At 42.0% G+C, this 24,201-nt stretch carries 22 protein-coding genes; 16 read left to right on the top strand and 6 right to left on the bottom strand.

Going from position 1 to position 24,201, the window contains the following annotated elements; genetic code table 11:
- Window positions 1–138: 138 nt before the first annotated feature.
- Together GNE10_RS12515 and GNE10_RS12510 are read left to right on the top strand one after the other, a co-directional pair.
- Window positions 139–801, top strand: a complete 663-nt coding sequence (locus GNE10_RS12515; RefSeq protein WP_185565456.1) for a HEAT repeat domain-containing protein — start codon at window positions 139–141, stop codon at window positions 799–801.
- Between the two features lie 231 nt (window positions 802–1,032).
- Window positions 1,033–1,233: a hypothetical protein gene (locus GNE10_RS12510; RefSeq protein ID WP_099066252.1), complete on the top strand. Its 201-nt coding sequence runs from the start codon at window positions 1,033–1,035 to the stop codon at window positions 1,231–1,233.
- Window positions 1,234–1,413: 180 nt separating this feature from the next.
- Here GNE10_RS12510 and GNE10_RS12505 read toward each other — a convergent pair whose 3' ends face one another.
- Window positions 1,414–2,235 (bottom strand): pentapeptide repeat-containing protein, encoded by an 822-nt coding sequence (locus tag GNE10_RS12505; protein WP_099066253.1) that lies wholly within the window; start codon window positions 2,233–2,235, stop codon window positions 1,414–1,416.
- Between the two features lie 269 nt (window positions 2,236–2,504).
- On the opposite strand from GNE10_RS12505, the gene GNE10_RS12500 reads away from it, so the two are divergent.
- From GNE10_RS12500 to GNE10_RS12455, 10 genes are all read left to right on the top strand, one after another.
- Complete coding sequence (locus tag GNE10_RS12500) at window positions 2,505–3,086, top strand: phycobiliprotein lyase (protein WP_099066254.1); 582 nt, start codon at window positions 2,505–2,507, stop codon at window positions 3,084–3,086.
- 256 nt (window positions 3,087–3,342) lie between these two features.
- Window positions 3,343–4,071, top strand: coding sequence for a 15,16-dihydrobiliverdin:ferredoxin oxidoreductase (locus GNE10_RS12495; RefSeq protein ID WP_185565455.1), 729 nt, complete (start codon window positions 3,343–3,345; stop codon window positions 4,069–4,071).
- A 211-nt stretch (window positions 4,072–4,282) separates the two neighbouring features.
- Entirely contained in the window at window positions 4,283–5,026 is a 744-nt protein-coding gene (locus GNE10_RS12490; protein WP_185565454.1) for a phycoerythrobilin:ferredoxin oxidoreductase, read from the top strand.
- 656 nt (window positions 5,027–5,682) lie between these two features.
- Window positions 5,683–6,204 (top strand): phycocyanin subunit beta, encoded by a 522-nt coding sequence (locus tag GNE10_RS12485; protein ID WP_185565453.1) that lies wholly within the window; start codon window positions 5,683–5,685, stop codon window positions 6,202–6,204.
- A gap of 88 nt (window positions 6,205–6,292) precedes the next feature.
- Complete coding sequence (cpcA, locus tag GNE10_RS12480; RefSeq protein ID WP_099066259.1) at window positions 6,293–6,784, top strand: phycocyanin subunit alpha; 492 nt, start codon at window positions 6,293–6,295, stop codon at window positions 6,782–6,784.
- A gap of 165 nt (window positions 6,785–6,949) precedes the next feature.
- Window positions 6,950–7,762, top strand: a complete 813-nt coding sequence (locus GNE10_RS12475) for a phycobilisome rod-core linker polypeptide (protein WP_099066260.1) — start codon at window positions 6,950–6,952, stop codon at window positions 7,760–7,762.
- A gap of 130 nt (window positions 7,763–7,892) precedes the next feature.
- On the top strand, window positions 7,893–8,762 hold the full coding sequence (locus tag GNE10_RS12470) for a phycobilisome linker polypeptide (protein ID WP_185565452.1): 870 nt from the start codon (window positions 7,893–7,895) through the stop codon (window positions 8,760–8,762).
- Window positions 8,763–8,974: 212 nt separating this feature from the next.
- Complete coding sequence (locus GNE10_RS12465; protein ID WP_185565451.1) at window positions 8,975–9,256, top strand: phycobilisome linker polypeptide; 282 nt, start codon at window positions 8,975–8,977, stop codon at window positions 9,254–9,256.
- On the top strand, window positions 9,231–10,076 hold the full coding sequence (locus GNE10_RS12460) for a HEAT repeat domain-containing protein (RefSeq protein ID WP_185565450.1): 846 nt from the start codon (window positions 9,231–9,233) through the stop codon (window positions 10,074–10,076). Before GNE10_RS12465 ends, GNE10_RS12460 begins: the two co-directional genes overlap by 26 nt.
- 150 nt (window positions 10,077–10,226) lie before the next feature.
- Complete coding sequence (locus GNE10_RS12455) at window positions 10,227–10,964, top strand: HEAT repeat domain-containing protein (protein ID WP_311774810.1); 738 nt, start codon at window positions 10,227–10,229, stop codon at window positions 10,962–10,964.
- Window positions 10,965–11,029: 65 nt separating this feature from the next.
- On the opposite strand, the gene GNE10_RS12450 is transcribed toward GNE10_RS12455, so the two are convergent.
- Window positions 11,030–13,888: an S-layer family protein gene (locus GNE10_RS12450; RefSeq protein ID WP_185565449.1), complete on the bottom strand. Its 2,859-nt coding sequence runs from the start codon at window positions 13,886–13,888 to the stop codon at window positions 11,030–11,032.
- A gap of 721 nt (window positions 13,889–14,609) precedes the next feature.
- Complete coding sequence (locus tag GNE10_RS12445) at window positions 14,610–15,269, bottom strand: hypothetical protein (protein ID WP_099066266.1); 660 nt, start codon at window positions 15,267–15,269, stop codon at window positions 14,610–14,612.
- Between the two features lie 422 nt (window positions 15,270–15,691).
- On the opposite strand from GNE10_RS12445, the gene GNE10_RS12440 reads away from it, so the two are divergent.
- Window positions 15,692–16,009 carry a hypothetical protein gene (locus GNE10_RS12440; protein WP_185565448.1) on the top strand — a complete coding sequence of 106 codons (318 nt, stop codon included), beginning with the start codon at window positions 15,692–15,694 and terminating at the stop codon, window positions 16,007–16,009.
- An 83-nt stretch (window positions 16,010–16,092) separates the two neighbouring features.
- On the opposite strand, the gene GNE10_RS12435 is transcribed toward GNE10_RS12440, so the two are convergent.
- A complete protein-coding gene (locus tag GNE10_RS12435) occupies window positions 16,093–17,592 on the bottom strand; it encodes an ATP-binding protein (protein WP_185565447.1) in 1,500 nt (499 codons plus the stop codon).
- A gap of 98 nt (window positions 17,593–17,690) precedes the next feature.
- Complete coding sequence (locus GNE10_RS12430) at window positions 17,691–18,389, bottom strand: response regulator transcription factor (RefSeq protein WP_185565446.1); 699 nt, start codon at window positions 18,387–18,389, stop codon at window positions 17,691–17,693.
- A 251-nt stretch (window positions 18,390–18,640) separates the two neighbouring features.
- Here GNE10_RS12430 and GNE10_RS12425 point away from each other — a divergent pair, with 251 nt between their 5' ends.
- From GNE10_RS12425 to GNE10_RS12415, 3 genes are all read left to right on the top strand, one after another.
- The gene (locus GNE10_RS12425; RefSeq protein ID WP_185565445.1) at window positions 18,641–18,913 is read left to right on the top strand and encodes a hypothetical protein; all 273 of its coding nucleotides are present in this window, start codon (window positions 18,641–18,643) and stop codon (window positions 18,911–18,913) included.
- A gap of 176 nt (window positions 18,914–19,089) precedes the next feature.
- Complete coding sequence (locus GNE10_RS12420; RefSeq protein WP_185565444.1) at window positions 19,090–19,821, top strand: intradiol ring-cleavage dioxygenase; 732 nt, start codon at window positions 19,090–19,092, stop codon at window positions 19,819–19,821.
- A gap of 122 nt (window positions 19,822–19,943) precedes the next feature.
- Entirely contained in the window at window positions 19,944–20,555 is a 612-nt protein-coding gene (locus GNE10_RS12415) for a hypothetical protein (RefSeq protein ID WP_185565443.1), read from the top strand.
- A gap of 50 nt (window positions 20,556–20,605) precedes the next feature.
- Here GNE10_RS12415 and GNE10_RS12410 read toward each other — a convergent pair whose 3' ends face one another.
- Window positions 20,606–23,725 carry an MFS transporter gene (locus GNE10_RS12410; RefSeq protein WP_185565442.1) on the bottom strand — a complete coding sequence of 1,040 codons (3,120 nt, stop codon included), beginning with the start codon at window positions 23,723–23,725 and terminating at the stop codon, window positions 20,606–20,608.
- Window positions 23,726–24,201 lie beyond the last annotated feature (476 nt).

Below are 24,201 nucleotides of genomic sequence, written 5' to 3'. Positions count from 1 at the left end.
CTCCCCACACTCCCCCATCTTCCCATCTTCCCATCTCCCCATCTCCCCATTCCCCATTCCCTGTAATCTTCCCAAATGCCATCGCTATTTTTTGACATTTGTAAAATAAAGTAAAGAATAAGCCCAATAAATACACCTATGGAAATCGATAAAATTAAAGCTGAACTAAGCAATCCAGATTTTCAGTATCGTTTAAAAGCGATCGCTGCACTCAAAAATTATGAATCAGAAGTTGCAGTGCCTTTGTTAACTAGTAAACTCCATGACTCAGAATTCTTGGTGCGTTCCTTTGTGGCCAGGGGTTTGGGTAGCCAACAATCTGCGGAATCTTTTGCTGCTTTAATCCAAATCATGAAATTCGACGATACCCCCAACGTGCGAGCTGAGGCAGCAAATTCCTTATCGTTATTTGGGAGAATAGCAGTTTCTCATCTAGTTCTGACGTATTATCAGGATGACCACTGGTTAGTCCGTCGTACTATTCTCGCAGCCCTTGTTGAAATGGATTGTCCTGAAGAATTATTTGATATCTGCGTTCAGGGTTTAAAAGATGAAGATTTTACAGTTCAGGAATCCTCTGTTGATGCACTAGGCTTACTGGCTAATTCTAACCTGCATGTTCAAGCATTATCTCAAATACTAAACTTGGTAAATGATGAATCTTGGCGGATGCGGGTGCGAGTGGCATACGCCCTCAAACGATTTGACCAACCCGAAGCAAAAGCAGCCCTCAACCAACTCAGACAGGATAAAGATCACCGAGTTGTGGGAGCTACTTTAGAAGATTTGTTGCCACGATAAAGACTTCCAAGTAAAAAAATATTCCAGAGAAGACTGTTAGGTGTTGACTGTTGACTGTTGACCGTTGACAGTCAGCACTCAAAAGTCCTTCTAATTTTTTGCGTTTTTGCGTGAATTTTAAAATTCTTATCTTTATAGAGCGTCATTATATCTGAAATTAGAACAAAATATCCTGATTGTTTGCGAAAATTTGGAATAGAATATCAATTTCTTCGATTTCGGGAGAGATTTGTGACTGATACACCAACTGGTCAGATGACTTGGCGATTACCAGGTTCCTCAGAATGTGCTTTATATTTACGGCATAATGCTTCTGAACCTTGGCGATCGTACAAAGAGTTTCCACAATATGTTCTACCAGATCCGCCCGGTTTCTCCGAAGGATACGCTACATTTTTAGCGCTTCTCAAACAGAAGTGGCAAGCTTTGTAAATTACCTACATTCATCCCAAGTGATATCATGTCCGCATAATTAGTTATGATTCCCACAGCCATTGCACCCCACCCCTTAATCCCCTCCCCTTGCTAAGTCATTCCACCCGATGTAGAGACGTAGCATTGCTACGTCTCTACAAACCAAGGACACGATATGATTTCTCCCTTGTGGCGTCCTTAACTTAAACTTTCACGAGTTGTTTTGCGGGTGTAGGCGTTCCAAACGTCAAGTTCTGATGTTGGACGGCTATGAAGCATGGCTTTGGTTGTTTGTGCTAATCCTTGAGCGAGAGTAAAATCTGCCCCAGCGATACTCTCTAAATACTCCATTTCTGCATTAGTAAGGTCAGTTGCTCGCAAATCTGTACCTTGCAAATTGGCTCCAGTTAATCGAGCATTGCGTAAGTAAGCCCCTGTCAAATAAGCCTTACTCAAATCGGCCCCACTCAAAGCGGCTCCTTGTAAATTTGCTCCAGTCAGGTCAGCACCGCTGAGATAAGCTCCCCGCAGATTAGCTCCTTGCAAATCTGCATTGCGTAAAAAAGCTGTATTGAGATAAGCAGCATTAAGATTAGCACCAGGCCCCACTGCTCCGGAATTTTTGTAGTTATAACCTTCAGGCCATTTCGTCTGTGTATCATAACGCGCTACTTGCAGTTTAGCTCCCTGCAAATTTGCACCATTCAGATTCGCTTGTTGGAGGTCGGCGCGGTTTAAATAAGCTCCCTGCAAATTTGCTCCACTTAAATCAGCTCCCCGCAAGTTAGCACCCCGCAAATCGGCTCCACTAAGATTTGCATCACTCAAGACCATCCCACTGAGGTCGGCTTTTAATAACTTGGCTTGACTCAAGTTAGCTTGTCTTAAATTAACTCCCTGGAGATTGAACTCGCTCAAATCTACTTTTTCTAAAGGAAGTCCTGCTTTGAGAGCTGATAAGATTTCTGGTGTTGGACTGGGGCGTTCTCTAGTATTCAGGTGAATTTCACTACTTGTCATTACGATATCAAACTAACAATAGCTATTAAACTAATTCTTTCACTCAAGGAACCAAAAAAGATAAAATGCAAGCTGTCATCTGTAAATTTTACATAACAACAAAATAATTAGTACAAATAATACAACATAGTAGTACAAGACTACTAAAATCATTCACAAACAAATTCTGTTGCCTATTCTCTATTGCCAGTCTCCACCAGATATTGGTGTGTAGGATTACAACCAGATTTTGCCGAAATTATTGTTTTAAAAAAGAGGTTTCCCAATAAATGCATATAATACCACCATTGTCAATGATTGACTTTTTTCGTAAAAGTGAAGGCACATGGTTTACAGAGCGTTCGGTTCATCACTTTGACTCAGCCGCAGATGAGTCGGGCGAGTCGAATTTAATCATTACCGTCATCGAAAAAGAAGATCCCAAAGTGCAAGAAGTCTGTAAAGCACAAGGAATAGAGCCAGATAAAGCAACTGGAGGTGCTAGCTTTGCATGGCAAGCCAACCTAGACACCAGACCCCCAAATACCGATAATGCCGCCATTTTGATTGACATTCCCGACGATGAAACAGGGCTTTCTGGCAAATTAATCCGCAACCAAGGCTATGTAGAGAGCATTCCAGTTGTCAGCCGATATCGATTTGCTCATGATGGAGTGCTGACCATTGATACTGATTATGACAACAACCAAGGACAAGAACGTTGTTGGTTTGTAACAGATGATTTTCGTGTCAGAGTTAGTACCGTGCGAATGATGAACGGAATCAACTTGATGACTTATTGTTCTGAGCGTCGTTGTGTTTCTCAACAACTGCTAGAGCAAATGATTGCTCAAAATCATGCTAGGGCATAGGGCATGGGGGGGCATGGCGCATCGAGAGATGAGGAGACAAGGAGAATAACTCCTAACTCCTACCTCTCATAACTCCTACATAACTCCTAACTCCTAACTCCTACCTCTCATAACTCCTCACTTCCAATGCCCAATGCCCAATGCCCAATGCCCTATTCCCCATTCCCTATTAAGGAATGTTGCTTTGTTTCTAAGAAATGAGACGTGTACGATCGACATACTTTATTTTCATGCAAGGGTTAATGAGTCATGCTGTATGTATAAGCCTTTCCTGGAATTTTTAGAAAAAGAGCTATTTGAACGGTTTGATTTGCAAAGCAGGGACATTCCTCCTGGTTTGGAATTCAAAGTTAGCGATCGCGGCAGAAACCCAGCAACCATCCGTAGTTGGTGTCACCAATGTCAAGAATTGCGAAAAATTCGCTATACCTACATTGATGCCGGGGAGAGCGCCCAAATTTTTAACAGCGTGATTTATCCCAGCCATCACTACGATTTACCTTTATTAGGGATTGATTTTTTATCTTTTGGTAAAATTAAAAACCTGATTGTCCTTGACTTTCAACCTTTATTTCAAGACGAAGAGTATCAAAAAAAATATATACTGCCGCTGAAATTTCTCCATGAAAAATACCCAGATTTATCGCAAAACTTAGAAATGAAGTTTTACGATGCTAATCAGTACTTTTCTAAGTATTTGTTATTTGCTAAAACAGATGCTCAAACAGTAGCAACGCGAGTTTTTGCAGCATTTCAAGATTACTTGAACTTGTATTGGCAAATGTTAGCAAATGCCCAACCTCTACAAGACCCAGAAGATATCCAGCGCATTGTCAAAGCTCAAAAAGACTATGACCAATATAGTGCAGACCGAGATCCTGCATCTGGCTTATTCAGCAGTTACTTCGGTCATGAATGGGCTGAGCGCTTTCTTCACGAGTTCTTATTTGAAGATGCTGTACCTTTGGCAGTAAGTAGAAGGTGAGCCAAGGAGTATGGGGTATGGGGCGGGGAGATGAGGGAGACTTGTACTGAGCGGAGCCGTTGGCGCAGCCTCTCGCAGAGAAGTATGGAGAGGTGGGGAAATGGGGAGACAAGGGAGAAAGATTGCTACCTTGTCTCCCTTGTCTACCTTGTCCTCTTCCCATCCCCAATGCCCAATGCCCAATGCCCAATAGCCAATCTTTATACATCAAATGACACTTTATCAGCCATTTCTCGATTATGCCATCGCTTACATGCGATCGCGTTTGGATTTACAACCCTATCCTATTCCTCAAGGATTTGAGTCTAAGGTTACAACTGTGGGTAAAGGTAAGAACCAACAAGAGGTTCTCACCACTAGTTATGCTTTTCAAACTACAAAACTCAGGCAAATTCGAGCAGCACACGTACAAGGTGGTAATTCGCTCCAGGTGCTGAATTTCGTAATTTTCCCACACCTAAACTATGACTTACCTTTCTTTGGGGCAGATTTGGTGACATTACCAGGAGGACACCTCATCGCCCTGGATATGCAACCCTTATTCCGAGATGATGCAGGATATCAGGCAAAGTATACCCAACCAATCTTGCCTATCTTCCATGCCCATCAACAACACCTAAGTTGGGGTGGCGATTTTCCAGAAGAGGCACGACCCTTCTTTTCTCCTGCTTTTCTATGGACTCGCCCCCAGGAAACTGTTGTGGTGGAAACCCAAGTATTTGCTGCCTTTCAAGATTATCTCAAAGCTTACCTCGATTTTGTAGAGCAAGTAGAACCTGTAACTGATTCCCAAAGCTTAGCAGATATCCAACAAGCACAACTGCGATACCTGCGATATCGAGCTGAAAAAGACCCGGCGCGGGGAATGTTCAAGCGTTTCTATGGTGATGAATGGACTGAGGAGTATATTCATGGCTTTTTGTTTGATTTAGAGAGAAAATTACTATGTGTATAAAATTATGCATAGTTTAATACTTAGCAACTTCTACAAAATAAATTGAGCCATTATCAATCACAATCCTTCTAAGGAGGTGAAGGGGCTACTTACGGCAGCTCCTTCACCGTTTTTGTCGTAATTTAATTAGGGACTTCAAGTAAAAAAATATTCCACAGAAGATTGTTAAGTGTTCACCGTTGACGGTTGACTGTTAACTGTGAACAGTCAACAGTTAACAAATTTAACCAGAATCATCTATTTTTTGGAGTTCCCTCACCAAACCTATTAGTAGCGGCATTTTATTTGAAAATCGTATTTTTACTTAAGTAAATGTTTATGTTAAGTTAAGTTAACATAAATTCAAGGTAACATAACAATTTTTAATAAAACAAAAGGCATCATCATAGTATAAAGATAATTTGAAAGGCAAAATAACAGTACAAGGTTGATGGGATGCTGAATCTAGAAGGTTTTTTGGTCTCTCATATTAAGATAAAGTTTTGTAACAAAAGTTTTAATCAGAAACCCTAGAGGTCGTAGACTTATACCTTGGATGTCCGTTGTAAACCTTTCAGAAGATGGTTAAGCCTCTGACATCAGAAAGAAGAAAAGCTGAACCATTCAGTTTTGACATCAAATAATTCTTAACCAAGCCAATTAGGAGATTTAACGCAATGGTTTTAGATGCATTTGCAAAAGTGGTTGCCCAAGCTGATACACGTGGTGAATACCTCACCGATGCACAATTGGATGCTTTGAGCGAACTAGTAAAAGAAGGTAACAAGCGTGCAGACGCAGTTAACCGTATTACCAGCAACGCATCTGCTATTGTTGCTGCTGCGGTACGCGACCTGTGGGCAGAACAACCCCAATTGATCGCTCCTGGTGGTAATGCTTACACCAGCCGTCGCGCTGCTGCTTGTATCCGTGATTTGGACATCATTCTTCGCTATGTAACCTATGCGATCTTTGCTGGTGATTCCAGCGTTCTAGATGACCGCGCTCTCAATGGTTTGCGCGAAACTTACTTGGCATTGGGAACTCCTGGAGCTTCCGTTGCTGTTGGTATCCAAAAGCTCAAAGATGCTTCCTTGAAGATTGTTAACGATCCAAATGGCATCACCAGAGGAGATTGCAGCGCTTTAGCATCTGAAATCGCTAGCTACTTCGATCGCGCTGCTGCTGCTGTTGCTTAATCCAAGCACTACTGCTATTGGGTGAAATGATTGTCCGCTGGACAAAATAAAATTTCAACGAAAAGTTTGTTAAAGGGAAGTACCAAAAATGACAAAAACACCTCTAACCGAAGCAATTTCAGCGGCTGATTCTCAAGGTCGCTACCTCAGCAGCACCGAAATCCAAGTAGCTTTTGGTCGTTTTCGCCAAGCACCAGCTAGCTTGCAAGCAGCAAAATCCTTGAGTGCTAATGCCTCACGTTTAACAGAAGGTGCAGCTCAAGCTGTTTACAACAAGTTCCCCTACACCACCCAACAACAAGGCCCCAACTTCGCTTACGATCAACGCGGTAAAGCTAAGTGTGTGCGTGATGTTGGCTACTACTTGCGGATTATTACCTACGCTTTAGTTGTAGGTGGCACAGGCCCATTGGATGATTACTTGATTTCTGGCTTAGCTGAAATCAACAAAACTTTTGACCTGTCTCCTAGCTGGTACATTGAAGCTCTCAAGTACATCAAAGCTAACCACGGTCTCAGCGGCGACCCAGCTGTTGAAGCAAATTCCTACATCGACTACGTAATTAATACTCTGAGCTAGAGTGTTTCTTTAGCCCGGAGAGGAAATCAGCTCTTATGACAAGTTAAGTTCTATGAGTTGCTTACCTCTCCGGGCAGTTTTATTTTGATAAAGACTGTTAAAAGATTAGAAAAAATATTTTCTAAAAAGTTTTCAGTTTTGTAGTTAAAACTGAGGAGGTTAGAAATGGCGGCTTTGGGACAAGCAGCAAGACTAGGAATTGAGCCATTTGAAAGCTCAGGAATAGTAGAACTACGTCCTGATAGAACAGAGGCAGATGTCGCAGTAGTGATCCGAGCAGCTTACCGTCAAGTGTTGGGTAATGCATACCTACTAGATAGCGATCGCTTGGAGAGTGCTGAATCACTGTTGCAGCAGGGTACAATTTCAGTCCGGGGTTTTGTATCAGCCATTGCTCAATCGGAACTCTATCGTGAGAAGTTTTTCTACTCCAACTCACAAACTCGATTTATCGAGTTGAATTATAAGCATTTATTAGGTCGCGCCCCAGAAGATGAGTCGGAAATTTCGTACCACGTTGAACTATACAATTCAAAGGGTTACGAAGCAGAAATAAATTCTTACATTGACTCATCAGAATATCAAGAAAACTTTGGTGAAAATATTGTGCCCTACTACCGAGGTTTTAAAAGCCAAGTAGGAAAGAAAAACGTTGGTTATGGGCGACTGTTTCAATTGTATCGGGGTTATGCGAATAGCGATCGCGCCCAAGGAGTAAAACAAGGAAAATTAACTTGGGAAATAGCTAAGAATCTGGCTTCACCAATTTACCCAGTATCTTCAGGAGCTTTAACTGGTCTCTCTACAGGTAGTCGTGGAGAAGCATACCGGATTAGATTCCTGCAAGCAGCTTCTCCCAATTCAACTGTAGTACGTCGTGGTACTGCCGAGTTAATAATTCCCTACGAGCAACTTTCTAGTAAGTTACAGCAACTCAATCGTAAAGGCAGTAAAGTGATTAGCATCACAGCTGTGTAAGTAAAGAATAAGATCGGGGAATAGGAAGTAGAGAGTAGCGATTAGGTAGAGAATTTCATTACTCTCAATTTCCTATTGTTCGTTACCCTGACCAATGCGAATTAGGTATTACTGAAGGAGAATTTTACAGATGGCGATTACAACAGCAGCGTCCCGTCTGGGAACAGAACCTTTTATTGATAGCGCCCCTTTGGAATTGCGTCCAAATGCGACTAAAGAAGAGATACAAAGAATAATTTCTGCCGTATATCGTCAGTTGTTAGGCAATGATTACATATTGGCCGCTGACCGCCTCATCAGTGCCGAATCTATTTTGCGCGATGGCAAAATCACTGTCCAAGAGTTTGTGCGTCAAGTAGCTAAATCAGAACTGTACAAAAAGAAATTTTTCTACGACAATTTTCAAACCCGCGTCATTGAACTGAACTACAAACATTTGTTGGGTCGTGCCCCTTACGATGAGTCTGATGTAGTTTATCACTTAGACTTGTACCAAAATAAGGGCTACGATGCTGACATTGATTCATATATAGATTCGCCAGAGTATCAAGCCAACTTTGGGGAAAATATTGTGCCATACTATCGCGGGTTCCAAACTCAAACAGGCCAGAAAACTGTAGGATTTAGCCGGATATTCCAACTATATCGTGGGTATGCCAGCAGCGATCGCTCCCAACTCAAAGGTAAATCCTCTCGTTTGGCTAGCGAATTAGGACGTAATGCAGCATCAGCAGTGATTCCTCCCTCTGGTGGCCCCTCAGGCTTTGCCTACGTTGCTCCTACCAAAGGCGTTACCCCCAACAGCACTTTCGGCGGCGCAGGAACCTTTGGTAAAGAAGGTAGACTTTACCGCATTGAAGTGGCAGGAGTTTTTGGAGCTGGATATCCTAAAACACGTCGTGTCAATCAAGCGGTAATCCTACCTTATGAAGAGCTATCTAGCTACTTCCAAAGAGTAGTAAAACAAGGTGGTAAAATCGCCAGCGTCAAGCCACTTTAGAGTCATTGGTCATTGGTCATTGATTATTTTTAACCAACAAGGACAAAGAACAAATGACCGAAGCCACCTTCGGGGGGCAGTAAGCAGTAGGGAGTAGGGAGTAGAGTCAGAAATTTAGCCCCAACAAGGCAACGTATTTTCTCGAAACTCCCGACTCCCCTCTATTGACAAATAACTAATAAAAAATTTTGAAATGAATTTTAAATTGATTTATGGTTGGACAATTTATTGGTGGTAGAACTAGTAGCCGCTACTTCCGCTATGAAGTAGTTGGTTTGCGCCAAAGTGAAGAAACCCAAACAATCAACTATCCGATTCGTTCTAGTGCCAGCTTATTTACCATCGTACCTGAGAATCGGATGAGTCAAGAAATGCGGCGGATTGCTCGCTTGGGTGGCAAAATAGTTAGTATTGAGCCATTGAATTCTGAGACAAAAACAGATAGCCAACAGAGTAATCCTCCTTCTGATGAATTCCAATCCGCAGAAATTTGAAGATTTATCACCTCCAGGGGATTCACCTGGAGGTGAACAGCTAACAGTAGACCAAGCAATTGCAAATCTCCAAAGCGCAGATTTAGGTTTGCGATTTTATGCCGCCTGGTGGTTGGGTAGGTTTCGGATATGCGAACCAGCTGCGGTTACACTACTAATCCAAGCTCTAGAGGATGAAGACGACAGGACGCCAGAAGGTGGATATCCTCTGCGACGGAACGCAGCTAGAGCATTAGGTAAAATTGGCGATCGCCACGCAGTAAAACCTTTAATTGCTTGTTTAAACTGTTCAGATTTTTATGTCCGGGAAGCAGCAGCCCAATCTTTAGATATGCTAGGCGATCCGGTTTGTATTCCTCCACTGATGGAGCTATTAAAAGCAGGTTTGCAGCAAGGGCGACTAAAACCACAGCAGCCAGATTTATCGCAACCTTACGATGCAGTTATCGAAGCTTTGGGGAGTTTGCGGGCTACTGAATCGATTTCTGCCATTGAACCGTTTTTAGAGCATCCCATAGAACTGGTGCAATATGCAGCTGCACGAGCTATGTATCAGTTAACCCAAGAACCAGTTTATGGAGAACGGTTGATAAAGGCTTTGGCTGGTGAAAAACTGCAATTGCGTCGAGCTGTGTTAGCCGACTTGGGAGCCATTGGGTATCTACCCGCAGCTGAAGCCATAGCCGAGACCTTGGCAGAAAATAGCCTCAAACTCATCTCCCTCAAAGGATTACTGGAACATCAAGTCAAGGGCACAGCAACAACCACTTTATCCGCAGGTGCTATTAAAGTGATGAATTTGATGGACTCGTTGTTGTAGTCAGGATTCCTGAGTAATCAGTTGTGATTAATACTTAAAAATAAAATGTTTTTAACGTATAAACCCCCGAATGAACCGCAAAAAAAGGTTTAGGGGGTTTATATATAATGCAAACTACGGATAACTTAAGCTACAATTGGCTGACTAATAATGACTCGTGAAATTGATATGGATAACAGTGAACTGGCTCGGATATTGATTCGTGCTGTGGAACAAGCAGATTCTTCAGATCGCTTGTTAGATGCAGTTCAAGAGTTGGCAGCGGCGCGTATACAAGAATCTGTGCCCACCTTGATTGCAGCTTTAGGCTACAATAATCCGGGGGCTGCGGTGGCGGCGGTAGATGGATTGATTGCCATCGGAGAACCCGCAGTGGCACCGCTATTGCAACTAATTGATGACTACAACTATGGTGCTAGAGCCTGGGCAATTCGCGCCTTAGCAGGAATTGGAGATTTACGGGCCCTGGACACTTTGCTAGAAGCAGCAAAAACCGATTTTTCCTTGAGTGTGCGGCGCGCCGCAGCCAGGGGACTAGGAACATTGCGCTGGTACCAACTACCATCAGAAAAAATAGAATCTGTGCAGATTCAGGTAATAGAGGCATTACTATTAATTTCTGAAGATCCAGAGTGGGTGGTGCGCTATGCAGTAGTCACGAGTTTAGAAGCACTAGCAACAACGATGGCAATTACCTTACCAGATCCAGCGTCACGTATTAAAGAGCGACTCCAGCAAATATTAGATACAGATGCAGATCTCGGAGTTCGTACCCGTGCCCAATTCGCACTGCAAAAAATTCAACAGCCACAGCATCAACAAGTATTTGCACTTAAAACAAAACAAGAAGAAACTGAAGCACCTCATCGTGGTGGTAGCAGACGTTAATAAATGCTAAATCTTCCAAGCTTAGTTTTTTTGTTCCAAGCTTGGAGTTTCCTATTCTAGATAAATTATGCTTGCACCACAAAATCTGATGCTGTCAATGTTGGGGCACCACTAAGGGTAGCAAATAGACCACCACTGCCAAAGCCAGCAGCACTGCCATTTTGATTGTAAAACAACTGTCCAGTCACAGGGTTGTAGACAATTTTTGCTGTGGTGGTTGCGCCACTAGTAGTGACTTTAAAATCACTCGCATTACTAAAACCGATTCCTACAGCAGAAGTAATAACAGTGAAAGTAGTCTTATCTAGGATAATCTTGTCACCTTGGAAGCGGTTGAAGTCACTAATAGTATCTTGACCAACAGCAGAACTAACAAAGGCAGTATTGGTGTTGTAAACGAAATAGTCAGCACCCGCACCACCTGTAAGAACATCATTGCCAGCACCGCCGACAAGACTATCGTTGCCTACACCACCTATGAGACTATCATTGCCATTACCACCACGCAGTAAGTCGTTGCCACTTTTACCATCAATTTTGTCATTACCCCCCTGACCATTGATGACATCAGCGGAGTTGTCTAAACCTATAAGATTGTTATTCAGGTCATTGAGGAAAGTCACCGTGTTCTTGATGCCGATGGTCGTATCACTAGAGTTGGCATCAAGGACATTAAAACTGTCAACGATCCTAGTTTGACCATCAAACAGGATATTGCCAATGGCTGGTCTGCTTCCGGAAGCTTTCAGGTTATCCAGGTTTTCTAACTGAAAGTTTTGCAGAGTGACTTTAGTATTAGAAACATTTTCAAAGGTGACTTCTAAGTTGTTACCATTTTTAGTCAACAGCAGATTTTGAGCAGTTAATCCCGATCCCATAAATTGCAGCGTGTCAACATTGGCAATTACCGCCTGTGATGGGTTAGTGCCTTTACCAACACCACCAAAATCGTTAATGGTATCATTGCCATCACCTCGGCGAATAATAAACTTATCTTGACCGCCGTTGCCTGTGAGGATATCATTACCAGCTTTACCATCGATGATGTTGTTACCAGCTGAGCCAACCAGAGTATCTGCACCAGCAGTTCCTGTGAGATTGAGAGGAGTAACTGTTACGTTCAGCGTAGTAGTAGCAACTTTACTAGTATTGCTGTGAGCTTGTCCGTCATCGACAACAAACTGAATAATTCGGGCAGTAGTGTTGGGAGTTGCAGCAGTGTTGTTGTAAGTTACCGTCCGCAAAACTTTTTGGTAATTGGCTAGTGTATCCGTACCACTAAGGGTGAGGATGCCAGTAGTAGTGTTGTAAGTTGCACTGATGCTGGTGCCAGTGGTGTTAGCAGTGAGACTTTCAGCTGTGCCATTTTGGCGGTTAGTAATGGTAATGGTAGCTTGCTTAAGAGTAGAGGTGTTAGTGTCACCGACGGTGAGCTTGGTAGTATCAACAACAGCTACAGGAGTGCCATTAAAAGTGGCAGTATAATTTGTACCTGCACTAGCACCGTTGAGGTCGAGGATAGGGGCAGCATTACCGTAGACGACATAACTTTGCCCAGCATTGGTATTACCGTTGGGGTCGGCTTCAGGTGCACCAATAATTAAGTCATCAACACCATCGAAGTTAATATCTCCCGCTTTGCTGACTGAAGTACCTGAGCGATCGCCCGCATTGATACCATTAATAATAAACCCATTGCTGCCATTCAACTCTGAGAGGTTGAGGGGGGTATTACTGCCCAAATTCTTCCCCCCAAACACTACGTAGCTTTGCCCAGCATCAATTTTGCCGTTGGGGTCAGCATTACTCTCACCAAAAATCAAGTCATCAATGCCATCATCGTTGATGTCTCCCGCACTGCTGACTTGGTACCCTGAAGGGTTAATAAAGGCGAAGTTATTAGCACTCTTACCATTAATGGCGAAGCTATTAGTGCTATTTAAGTCTGAGAGATTCAGGGTGCCGCTACTGCCCAGATTCTTTCCACCAAATACTACATAGGTTTGCTCAAGTGAGCCAACGAGCAGGTCGTCAATACCATCACCGTTGAAGTCCCCTACTTTGGCATTAATGATGAAGGAATAACTAGTGGAGCTAGTAATGAAAAAGCCATCATTATTATCACGTAAGTCAAACAGATCAGTGGAACCATTATCACCTATGTTCGTGCCCCCAAAGACTACACTGCTGACATTAACAATCAAGTCATCAATGCCATCACCGTTGATGTCTCCTACTTTGCTGAATCTGGTATTTTGGCTGGAGAAGCCATTAGTGCCATCGAAAGAATTTAAGAAGAACCCACCGTTACTCCCTACATTGCTGCCCCCAAACACCACAGAGCTAAAACTAACATCAAATACAGTGCCGTCCCGGTCGGGGGTGATGAAGGTAAAAACGCTGTTAAAAATTAGGTCGTCAATACTATCACCATTGATGTCCCCTACATTGCTGAGTGAGATATCTTCAGAATAACTGAGTGATATCTCGTCAAAATAAATACCGCTAATCACAAAGCCATCAGTGCCATTCACAGACGAGAAATTAAGAGTGCTGCTACTGCCGAGATTTGTCGCCCCAAATACTACATACACTTTTCTGTCGTCAAAAATCAGTAAATCATCAATACCATCGTTATTGATGTCCCCCCCATTGCTAACTGGAGAACCTGAATTGTTAATGGTGAAGCCGTTAGCACCGTTTAGAGATGAAAGGTTGAAAGTGCCTACACTGCCAAGATTTGTTTTCCCAAATACCACATAGTTTTTGCTATTTCCCCTAATAATCACGTCTTCAATGCCATCGTTATTGATGTCCCCTGCATTGCTGACTCTGTAACCTAAGCCCTCATTTGCAGCAATGCCATTGATGACAAAGCCATTTTTACCATTCAGGTCAGAGAGGTTGAATGATGAATTAGCCATGATTTTTTCTCCTGTGCTTATTTTTTGTTAGTCAGGGAGTAATGCCAAATGTATTTAGTTTGGTTAGCCAGAAACTCATCACCCTGATGGAGTGACGGTGGTTAATTTTAACCAAGCTGGGAAAATGCAGTTTTTAGACAAAAAATTTAGAAACTTGCTGATTAGTTGTTAAAAATCGAGTTTTCACAACTCATGCAAGATGTGGACGTTATTCAATTGGACTATGATTTTGCTTTTGCCATAGGGAGACAAGGATTGCTAAACTTTGCCCTACTTTTTTACATCTTGATTCAGGAATACCAAAATCACATAATTCAATGAAAATTAGACAAATACATTCTGTGATTAAGTTTGTAATTAAATGTTGCAAGCTTTTTCCAGAGATCATTAATTTTGATGAGTTACCAATTTAGAAATTTGATTACGCATCATAATTAATGCGATAGACCACTAGCCGATCGACCGATTGAGGTAAGAACACTTAAAATTGTCATTAAGGCGGCAAAATCACCTAATTATTATGATATTTATCAATACATTGTCAATAGATTTTGCATAATATTCACAAACCCTCAAAGTCCAGGGCTATTCACCATAGAAGAAAGAAGAGTCGATCGATATCATGAAATGATGGAGCAATAAACATTTCAGTAGAGAATTAGAAACTGCGAGGGCACTTACAATAGAAATAAAAATTTCACAAGTCATTACATAGCTTTAATCAAAAACTATATCCTGAAGCTAAATACTTAATTTCCTCGTGAATATTACTGCGGGCGAATGGTTCGGCAAACTCCAACATTAAAGGCGTAAAGTAAATATGCGATCGCTTTAAAAATTTTTCTAAAACCTGGCGTCTTCCTGCAATGTACTCCGCTTTTGATACCCAGTCATATTCCTGGCGAATACCATAGGCGTATTCTGCATAATCAACTGGACTAGCAGCAAAAATCGCTAAATCTGCATCTAGTAAGACTTGGCTATCGAAATCATCTATCGTAGCTTGGTGATTTTTAGTGTTCAAAATCAAGCGGCTCACAGTAGCGATAGTACTTTCTGAAATACCTAAATTACTCAACAATTCAACGGCATAGTCAGCACTTTTTTGTTCATTATCTTCAGCCTGAGTATCATAAACCACATCATGAAACCAGGCAGCAAATTGAACGGCAGTTAGGTTATTGGTGTAACCGTGCAAAATTTCAATCATATTGAGGACGCGATGAATGTGTTTAGCCGTGTGGTAATGGCGATCGCTGCTAGAGTAAGCTGTAATCAACTGATTAAAGGCTTTATCAGCCGCTAGTTCATCAACGTCAAAAGGCTGGAGTGTGCGTTGCCAGTTAGAAAATAAGATACGCGTGAGGTTTTCTGTAGACATAGCCTTGGTATCCCCACTCCTAGTATGAATCAGCTAAAATCTTGTGCTGCAACATCTGTCCCATAAAGTTAAAAATATACCAACAAAAGGATAACACTAGTCAGTGGTTGACTGATGAATAGACTTCTAACAGAAGTGGGGAAAAGGGTAACGGGTAAAGGGGAAAGGGCAAATAAAAACCCTTTTCCCTTTCCCCCCTATGAGCAAAAGTTACTTTTGCAAGAGGTCTAATGTTGAATGTTATGTCACCTGACTTTGAAATCTTGATTGTTAAATAGAACACAATTGATAATGTCATCGATTATGCCCACTGTGTATGCCTTAAGAATGAAGATTTCAGCTATGACATTGAGAAATATTAAGGGGGTGTGGGAGAGTTGCGATTTTGTTCAACCAATATCAACTCAACAAAGGAATTTCTCATGGTTAATCCAATTCAATCTGTCAATCTCGACACCACCATTGCTGCTTTGCAACAAGATCTAAGCAAAATTCAAAAGAATGATGCCTTAGCCATTATTGATGCTTGGCAGCAAAAGCTTGAAGGTAATGACATTGCCGAAGACTTGGGTGAACTCAAACAAGCTATCCAAAGCCGGGATACTGCGGCTATTTCTAGAATCCTCATTGACTTAGGTGAGGATACAAGAGGAGCTGCGGCAGATCTCCCTGCTGATGTCGCAGCAAAAGTACAGCAACTTGGATCGTTACTCCAGCAAGCAGGATCGAGAGCAAGGTAAGTTTGAAGATGTAGGGACTTACATAGAAGATTGTTGACTGTTGACTGTTGACTGTTGACTGTAAACCGTCAACAGTCAATGTTTTAAACGGAATTTATTTTTGGATTTCCCTTAACCAAAGTATATTGCGGCAAAGTCAGGGTAAATGCCGTTTGACCCATAGATGTTGTTGAATCAAGGATCAAGTCGCCACCATGTGCCCGGACAATTTCACGGGCTAGGCTCAGTCCGAGTCCGATTCCTTCGACTTTGCGGGTGTGGGCACGATCGCCACGATAAAAGCGGTCAAAAAGCCGGGAGCGATCGCTGGCTGGAATATCTTTGGATGCGTTAATAATCTTGACATGCAGCTTTGTTTGAGTTTGATAAGCCTGAATTTCTATCCAACCGTTGGGAAGATTATATTTAATGGCATTACTTAATAAATTTTGCAGGACTTGAATCAAGAGGTCGCGATCGCCCTGTACCTTGAGACCATGAGGAATGTTGCTTTGCACCCTCAAATGGGGAGACAGCAGTTCTACATCTTCTACCATTTCCATCAGCAATTCAGACATATCCACTGCAACCAAATACAAGCTCATTTGTCCTGCATCTGCTAAAGACAACAGCAAAAGTTTTCGCATGATGCTGCTTAAACGACCCACTTCATCCAAAAGGTTGCTTAAGCGCTGTTGCACTTCCGATCCAGGTTCAACTTGTTGTAGCGTTCGTTCTAGTTCGCCTTGGAGAATGGTGAGTGGGGTTTTCAGTTCGTGAGCAGCATCAGCACTGAAGCGAGAAGCTTGTGTAAAACTGCGTTCTAGGCGTTCCAACATTTGGTTAAATACGCGAATCAACTCTACAAATTCAACATCCGTTGTCCCAATGGGAATTCGCCGATCTAATCCTTGGACGGTTACTTGTTGAATAACGCTTGTTAATTCATGGATGGGACGCAAGGCACTACCAGCAACTACCCATGCACCCACAGCAACTAGCAACAGCGCCCCTGGAATTGAAACAACAAAGATATTGCGAATAGTTGCCATCTCTTGATTGACGGCTTGTAGACTAACGGCAATAGCAACTTGACCATTGGGAAATCTGGCCGCCCCAATGCGCCACGTTCCTGTTGTTGTGTGCTGCGAGACAAATTGAGGCGGGCGTGGGGGAAGTAAAGGTCGATTCCGATTTGGATTTTCAGGTATTGGGGGTCGTTCTCTATTCAGGGGTGGTGGCAGAGGTGTTAACTCAATCTGTCCAAGCAACACACGATTCAAGTCGGGGTCAGCTTGCACTTGGTCGGATTGGTAAACAGTTTTGCTATTGGTATCCAGCACTAACACTGCAACCGGAGTCTTTGTATTTGTTCCTAAGCTATGGGTTAATGAGTCTTCGTAGCGTTGCCATCGTTCTACTTCAGGGGGACGTTCCGGCGGACGACTTGCCCGCATTAATTGATTTAACAGTTCTGCATCAAGGCGACTGATTTTAGCCTCGTAAATCTGAAACCAAGAAACTGCACCAAACCCAACTAATGCACTTCCAGCTAAACCCGCAGACAATAAGGCAATTCGCAATCGAAACGATGGACGCTTCATAGTTGATAAAAAAGCTAGGTTGAAAATCTCGCCGACAAGTGGCGTGGCTGTATTTAATTTGGAATTTTGTTAGGGCAGCTAAGCCGTGTCTGCAAGCATCATTTTGAATTTTGAATTGATTCATTGTCTGGTTTGCGGAACCGATATCCAACTCCACGAATGCTTTCAATTAAGTTTGCTTCATCAACGGGGTCAATTTTTTTGCGAATTCGCTGGATACAAACATCGACGACGTTAGTGTTGGGGTTAAAGTCGTAGCCCCAAACATGTTCCAGGATTTGAGTGCGGGTAAAGACTCGTCCGGGAGAGCGCATGAGATACTCCAGCAGGTTAAACTCACGGGTGGTAAGTTCGATGGCTCGTTGATTGTAGGTGACTTCCCGCGTGATGCGATCGAGTTTAAGCGACCCCACCACAAGCATATTTTGGCGATCGCCTACACTCCGGCGCACAACGGCGTGAATTCTAGCGGCTAATTCTTCCACAAAAAACGGTTTGGCTATGTAATCATCGGCTCCTAAATTTAATCCAGACAGGCGATCGTCGAGTTCGTTACGAGCTGTTAATAAAATCACTGGAGTATTCCGCCCTGAGTGCCGTAGTTGTTTGAGAATTGATAACCCATCCCTACCCGGCACCATGATATCCAGTACGATGGCATCGTATTCGTTATCTAATGCCCGTAGATATCCTTCATCACCGTTGTCACAGTAGTCTACGACAAATCCCTGCTCCTTCAATCCAGCCCGGACAAAGTTAGCAATTTTGGCTTCATCTTCCACAAATAAAATGTTCACAAAATAAATATTGATTACTTGATAAATATTCTTCTATTTTAAATTCATTGACTTTGAGTTCCAATTACAAAAATGTAATTTATAAACCAAGGAATTTGTAATTTTGAGGTTGCTTAATCATAAATAGGACTTACGCAAAATAATGCAAAAACGAACCGCGAAGTACACAAAGAACACGAAGTAAAGAGGGCTTCAGAGAGTTTTTGCGTAAGTCCTGATAAATGTAAGCAACAATTTCGAGGTTAACAATAATGAATATTCGTCGAGTCTTAGCTTTAGCTACAATTCCTTTTGTAATTGGTACATTTGGTTTTGCTGCACCCAATCAAGCAAATGCCCAATCTCCAGCCAAACCCAGACCAGAAATTTCACAACAACGCCCAAGGCCGCAAAATGAATCGCCAAAACCAGATAAAAAACCACAAATCAAACATCAACAACGACGCCCACAGGAGCAAAAACGTTCCCCAAAACCTCACGATCGCGACGTAAATCAAAATCAAAGACCACACAATAACCGTTAATTGCAACTTGTTATCTTTGAGTGATGGTTTAGTGGACTGTTGACGGTTGACTGTTGGCTGTTAACGACTGAAAAAGGCGTGTTCATCTCATCCACAGAAGGAATGAGTTTTTCCCACGCCTTTTGATTGGTAGTCATCAGCGAACAGTCAACGTTATTTTCAAGACAGCTAAAGCAATGAAAAATAAATTAGCTCGAATTTTCAGTCGCAGAGATGTACTTGCTCTATTTAGGGCAACTGGAACGACAATACTTGTGGTTGGATGCATACCGAGAAAGCAGACTGTAGCTGTTTCTGCATCGTCTGTGTCTGGGTGTGTCGTTAGTCCAGAACAGACCGAAGGCCCCTATTTTGTGGATGAAAAACTCCAGCGCTCAGATATCCGTTCCGATCCTGCGGATAATTCAGTGAAGGCAGGGACACGGCTGGATTTGACACTGCATATTTCTCAAGTTGGCAGTGGTGGGTGTACGCCGCTTGTCAATGCAATGGTAGATATTTGGCACTGTGATGCATTAGGTATTTATTCGGATGTGGCAGATCCAAGTTTCAATACTGCCGGTCAAAAGTTCTTACGCGGTTATCAAGTCAGTGACACTAACGGAACTGTGAAGTTTACAACCATTTATCCTGGTTGGTATGAAGGCAGAACCGTGCATATCCACTTTAAGGTTCGCACCGATGGCATATCTGGGCAGCGTTATGAGTTTACGTCACAGCTATATTTTGACGATTCAATTACCGATGACGTACATCAAAAAGCACCTTACGCCAGCAAAGGACAACGCACCCAAAAAAATGCTGATGACAGAATTTTTACTGATGGTGGCGAACAAATGTTACTCAAACTCGTTCAGAACAAAGAAGGTTACGCAGGAACTTTTGATGTAGGGTTGGAGATTACGTAATTTTTTTCAGTGTTTATATTTACTTAAAAAAATTACAAAATTGTAATTCACAAGCAAGGCAAACTGTAATTTTCGGTTAGTTCAATCAGAAATGTAAACAATCTATCTTTGAGGTATTGATTATGAATATTCGTCAAATATTAGTGCTAACAGCAATTCCCGTTTGGTTTGGTACATTTGGTTTTATTTCACTTCACCAAGCAAATGCCGCTAATCAGTTCCAGCAAATCGCACAGGCAACAGATACTCCCAAGCAACCACCCTCAGAAAGACAGCGTCCGCCTCGTCCGGATTTGAAAGCGGCAGCGGCAAAACTGGGTGTTACAGAACAACAATTAAAGGATGCGCTGGGAGTCCCTGCTAATCCTCCAAGTCCAGGCCAACGTCCACCTCGTCCCGATTTGAAAGCGGCGGCGACAAAGTTGGGAGTTACAGAACAACAATTAAAGGATGCACTGGGAGTACCTGCTAATCCTCCTGGCGATGGCAATCACCGTCCCCCTCGATTAGATTTTAAAGCGGCGGCGGCGAAACTGGGAGTCACAGAACAACAATTAAAAGCTGCGCTGGGAGTCCCTGCTAATCCTCCAAGCCAAGGCCAACGTCCCCCTCGTCCCGATTGGAAAGCGGCGGCGGCGAAACTGGGAGTTACAGAACAACAATTGATAGACGCTTTGGGTATTCCACCTCGTCCTCAAGGCGATCGCCAAGCGCCTCCTCCAGCAAACCAATAGATCGATAAAAATGTAGAGACGTTGCATTGCAACGTCTCTAATGTGCATCGTTACCAAAATATAGGTAACCCGGTAACTGCGATCGCACCTGCAACAGCACTGGCCGCAAGGGAAGTCAAGGCTGTACCAAATATCCACCAAGCCGCATTAGCAACGGTTTTTTTGGTTTCTTCGGCTTGTTTTTTAGCTTGTTCTTGCATCGCTTTTAGGCGTTTTTGTGTTTCCTGTTGGATGCGTTCGGCTCGTTGTAATACGCCATCCCGTGCGGCTTCTATTTGGTCGATGATGCGGTTGGCGTATGCTGGAGATATATCTTCACGAGAACTGAGAATAGCAACTAGGGTGTCGCGATCGAATTGACTCAGGCGATGGCGCAAGGCTTCAAATCCCGCTTGCGGATCGTCAAATACTTTGCCAAAGTCTTGTTTAATTCCTTCATAGTCGAGTTCTGGACGATCCAGAGAGTTAAGATAGTTGCGAATTCTGGCAAAAATTCCATCCAATACTGACTGCACCCGTTGTTGAATCTGCTGGAATTGTTCAACTATGGAATTGCGAACAGATTCAATTCGATCCACAATTTGGTTAGCTTCTTCTTCTGAAATATCCTCCCGTTGGGATAGCAAGGCCACAATTGTGGAACGGTCAAATTTAGCAGCGCGATCGCTTAAATTGCCAATTCCAGCGCGGGGTGAAGACAATAGTAATTGTAAATCGCGTTTGATTGCCTCTGGGTTGAGTTCTTCTTTATTAGTATTTCGCAGGTAATCTTCAAGATTTCCTTCAAAATCTACAATTGTTTGGGTGGTACGCTTTGCTAAACGTCGTGGCGCTTTGACGATATCGCGAATCGCATCTTGTACGCCATCGATAATTTGATTAACTTGTTCTTGGCTTAAGTCTCCCCGTTGACTGAGAAGTTTAACTAAAGTTTCTCGATCTACATGAGAAAGGCGTTGACGCAATGCTAATGCACCTGCTTTGGGATCATCTAGTAATTTTTCCAAGTCTCGTCTAATACCTTGTGGGTCGAGTTCTTCTAAGTTAGTATTGCGGAGATATTCTGCAATGGCTGTTGTGGTTTTTTCGTACTGTTCTCTCGCCTGCTGGGGTACTTGTAAAATGCTATCTCGCACTGCTTCAAGTTGGTCGAGGACTTGGTTAATTTGTTCTTCGCTTAAGTCTCCCCGTTGAGTGAGGAGTTTCACCAGTGTATCGCGGTCAAATTGCGATAAACGCGAGCGTAAAAGATAAATTCCAGCTTGCGGATCTTCTAGTAAAACTCTAAAGTCCCGTTTGATAGCTTCGGGATTGAGTTCTTCTTTGTTAGTATTCCGTAAATAATCTTCAACTGTTTGCCGCAATTCATCGGCTTTGGTTTTTGCTTGTGCTTGTAATTCTCTGGCACGATTCAAGATATTATCGCGATTTTGTTCCAGTTGACTAACGATATTGTTAGCTTCTTCTTCGCTGATATCTTGACGTTGTTGCAACAATTTTACAAAAGTATCCCGGTCAAATTGATGAAAGCGATCGCTCAATTCTTCAAACCCAACTTCTGGATCTTCAACTAACTTAGCAAAGTCTTTTTGTATACCTTCAGGATTCAGTTCTTCTTTGTTAGTTGAACGCAGATAATCTGCAATGCGGCTGCGGAAATCTTCAGATTTTTCTCGCTTTTGGGTCTGTTTAACAGTTTCTAAAACTTCCTGACGAGCGCTTTCCATTTGTTCGGAAATTTCTTTTACCCTAGCTTCACCAATATCACCCCGTTGGTTCAGTAAATTGGTAAAGTAGTTTTGATTAATTTCTTCTAACTCGCGTCTCACAGTTGCCGGATCTGCATTGACATCATAGATAACTTCTTGGAATTCTTCTTTGAGGGTAATACGGTTAAAATGCCAAGGAAACGAATTCAATATATAGTCTTGTACGTCTGCTTTGATTGTATTTTCCAGGGATATGGGTAATCTTGCTGTTGCTTCTTCTCTAAACTTTTGTAACTGTTCTGTAATTTCTTCGACATCGACATCTTGAACTTTCTCTTTTAGTTTTTGTAACTGAGTTGCAATTTTGTTAACATCGATATGAGAAAGGTTTATTCTATCCAACACGGCTGGTACTGCTGCACTCAAGCCATATTGAACAGCTTGCTTGATTGCACCATTACTTTGTTTGCCGTTACCACCTCCAACCGTCACTAACTCTTGAAGTCTTTCACCTAAGTTTTCTGAATTTAGTTCTTCAGGAGTGGCAGATTTCAGTAAATTAATTACTTGCTTTGTGGGATTTTTTCGATTTAAAGCTTGTTGCCAAGCACCTTCTAATTGTTCAGCGATTGTATTGATATCTTCTGGAGATAAATCGGTGCGATCGCTAATTAAATCCACAAAGGTTTGTCGATTGACATTTTCCAATAAATCGCTATTCACAACAGATTTTAAATCTGTATCTTGAATTAATTTGTCAAATTGAGAACGAATTTCTTTAAGATCCAATTTTGGTAATTGGATAGAAGCTAAAGAACTTTGCAAGGTGTTTCTAATACTTTCAGCATCAAAGCCTGAAGTTAATTCTCGCCGGACTGCGGCTGTAACTTCTTCTGCGGTGGAAACCAATTGTTGCTTAGCAGCATTAGCACTAATACCACTGCTTGCTGTACCGAACAAAGCTTGAAAACCAGAACTAACAGTACTTGCAATGGAACCAATTAAAGAACCTACTGCGGATGAACCAAACCAAATTATTACTGAAAAATAAATAGACCAGATGACAATACCGATAACCGATCCGAGAAATGCATTTTCCACTAAGCTAAGTTTTACCGCTAGAAAACAAGCAATAAATAATGCAATACTAGCGGTTATTAGTGCCCAAGAACCGACTTTACCTTGAATTTTACGAATTTTACTACCTAGCTTTAGTGGTTCGTCGTCATCGTCTGAATCAATTTCCCAAGAGGAAATTCCCACAGCAACAGAAAAGTTTGTAAATAAAAGTTGAAAAGCTAAAGCCATTGAAACTCCAGCCAACAAAGCCACTAGGAATTTAGGCCCAGCAAAAAGAACAGACGCTTCTTCTGGAGTTAGTAATTGTTGAGCAAAAATCATAGGTGCTAATCCAAAAGATAGGGAATGCCATCCTAATACGCTTAGAATACTTTGGAACATACTATTTTCTCACTTGCATACAATGAAACAGCCACTTGCTTAATAAAATGGTCTACTCATCAGTCTAAATATTGATTGAACTCAATTTACACTTACTAAGGTAGTAAAATTTTTAATCAAAAGTCGTATAAGTTTGTTCACTGTTGATCCTTGATGGTTAACTGTTAACCTTAAAAACTTAACAAATAAAATATTAGTTATTTGAGTAGAATTTGAGCATTGATAAATTATTAATATGTGGATTTCTGCTATAAAAAATGAATAAAATTTTCTATTTTAAAACAAAATACATGGTCATCTGTCAGAATTCAGAATTGAATTATGTACGACTGGAGAATGAATAAACGACGTTTTTACACCACCGCTAAATTTTTAATTTAGCGGTCTACAATTAGTTGTAAGTGCTACTCTAAACTAATTGATTCTGACTTCTGAATTCTGACTCCTAAATTCTTCTTCAATAACTATTTTTTAAT

This window comes from Nostoc sp. 2RC, assembly GCF_014222165.1.
Classification (GTDB): Bacteria; Cyanobacteriota; Cyanobacteriia; order Cyanobacteriales; family Nostocaceae; genus Nostoc; species Nostoc linckia.
The sequence above is the reverse complement of the archived record's forward strand: the minus strand, read 5'-3'. Positions and strand labels throughout refer to the sequence as shown.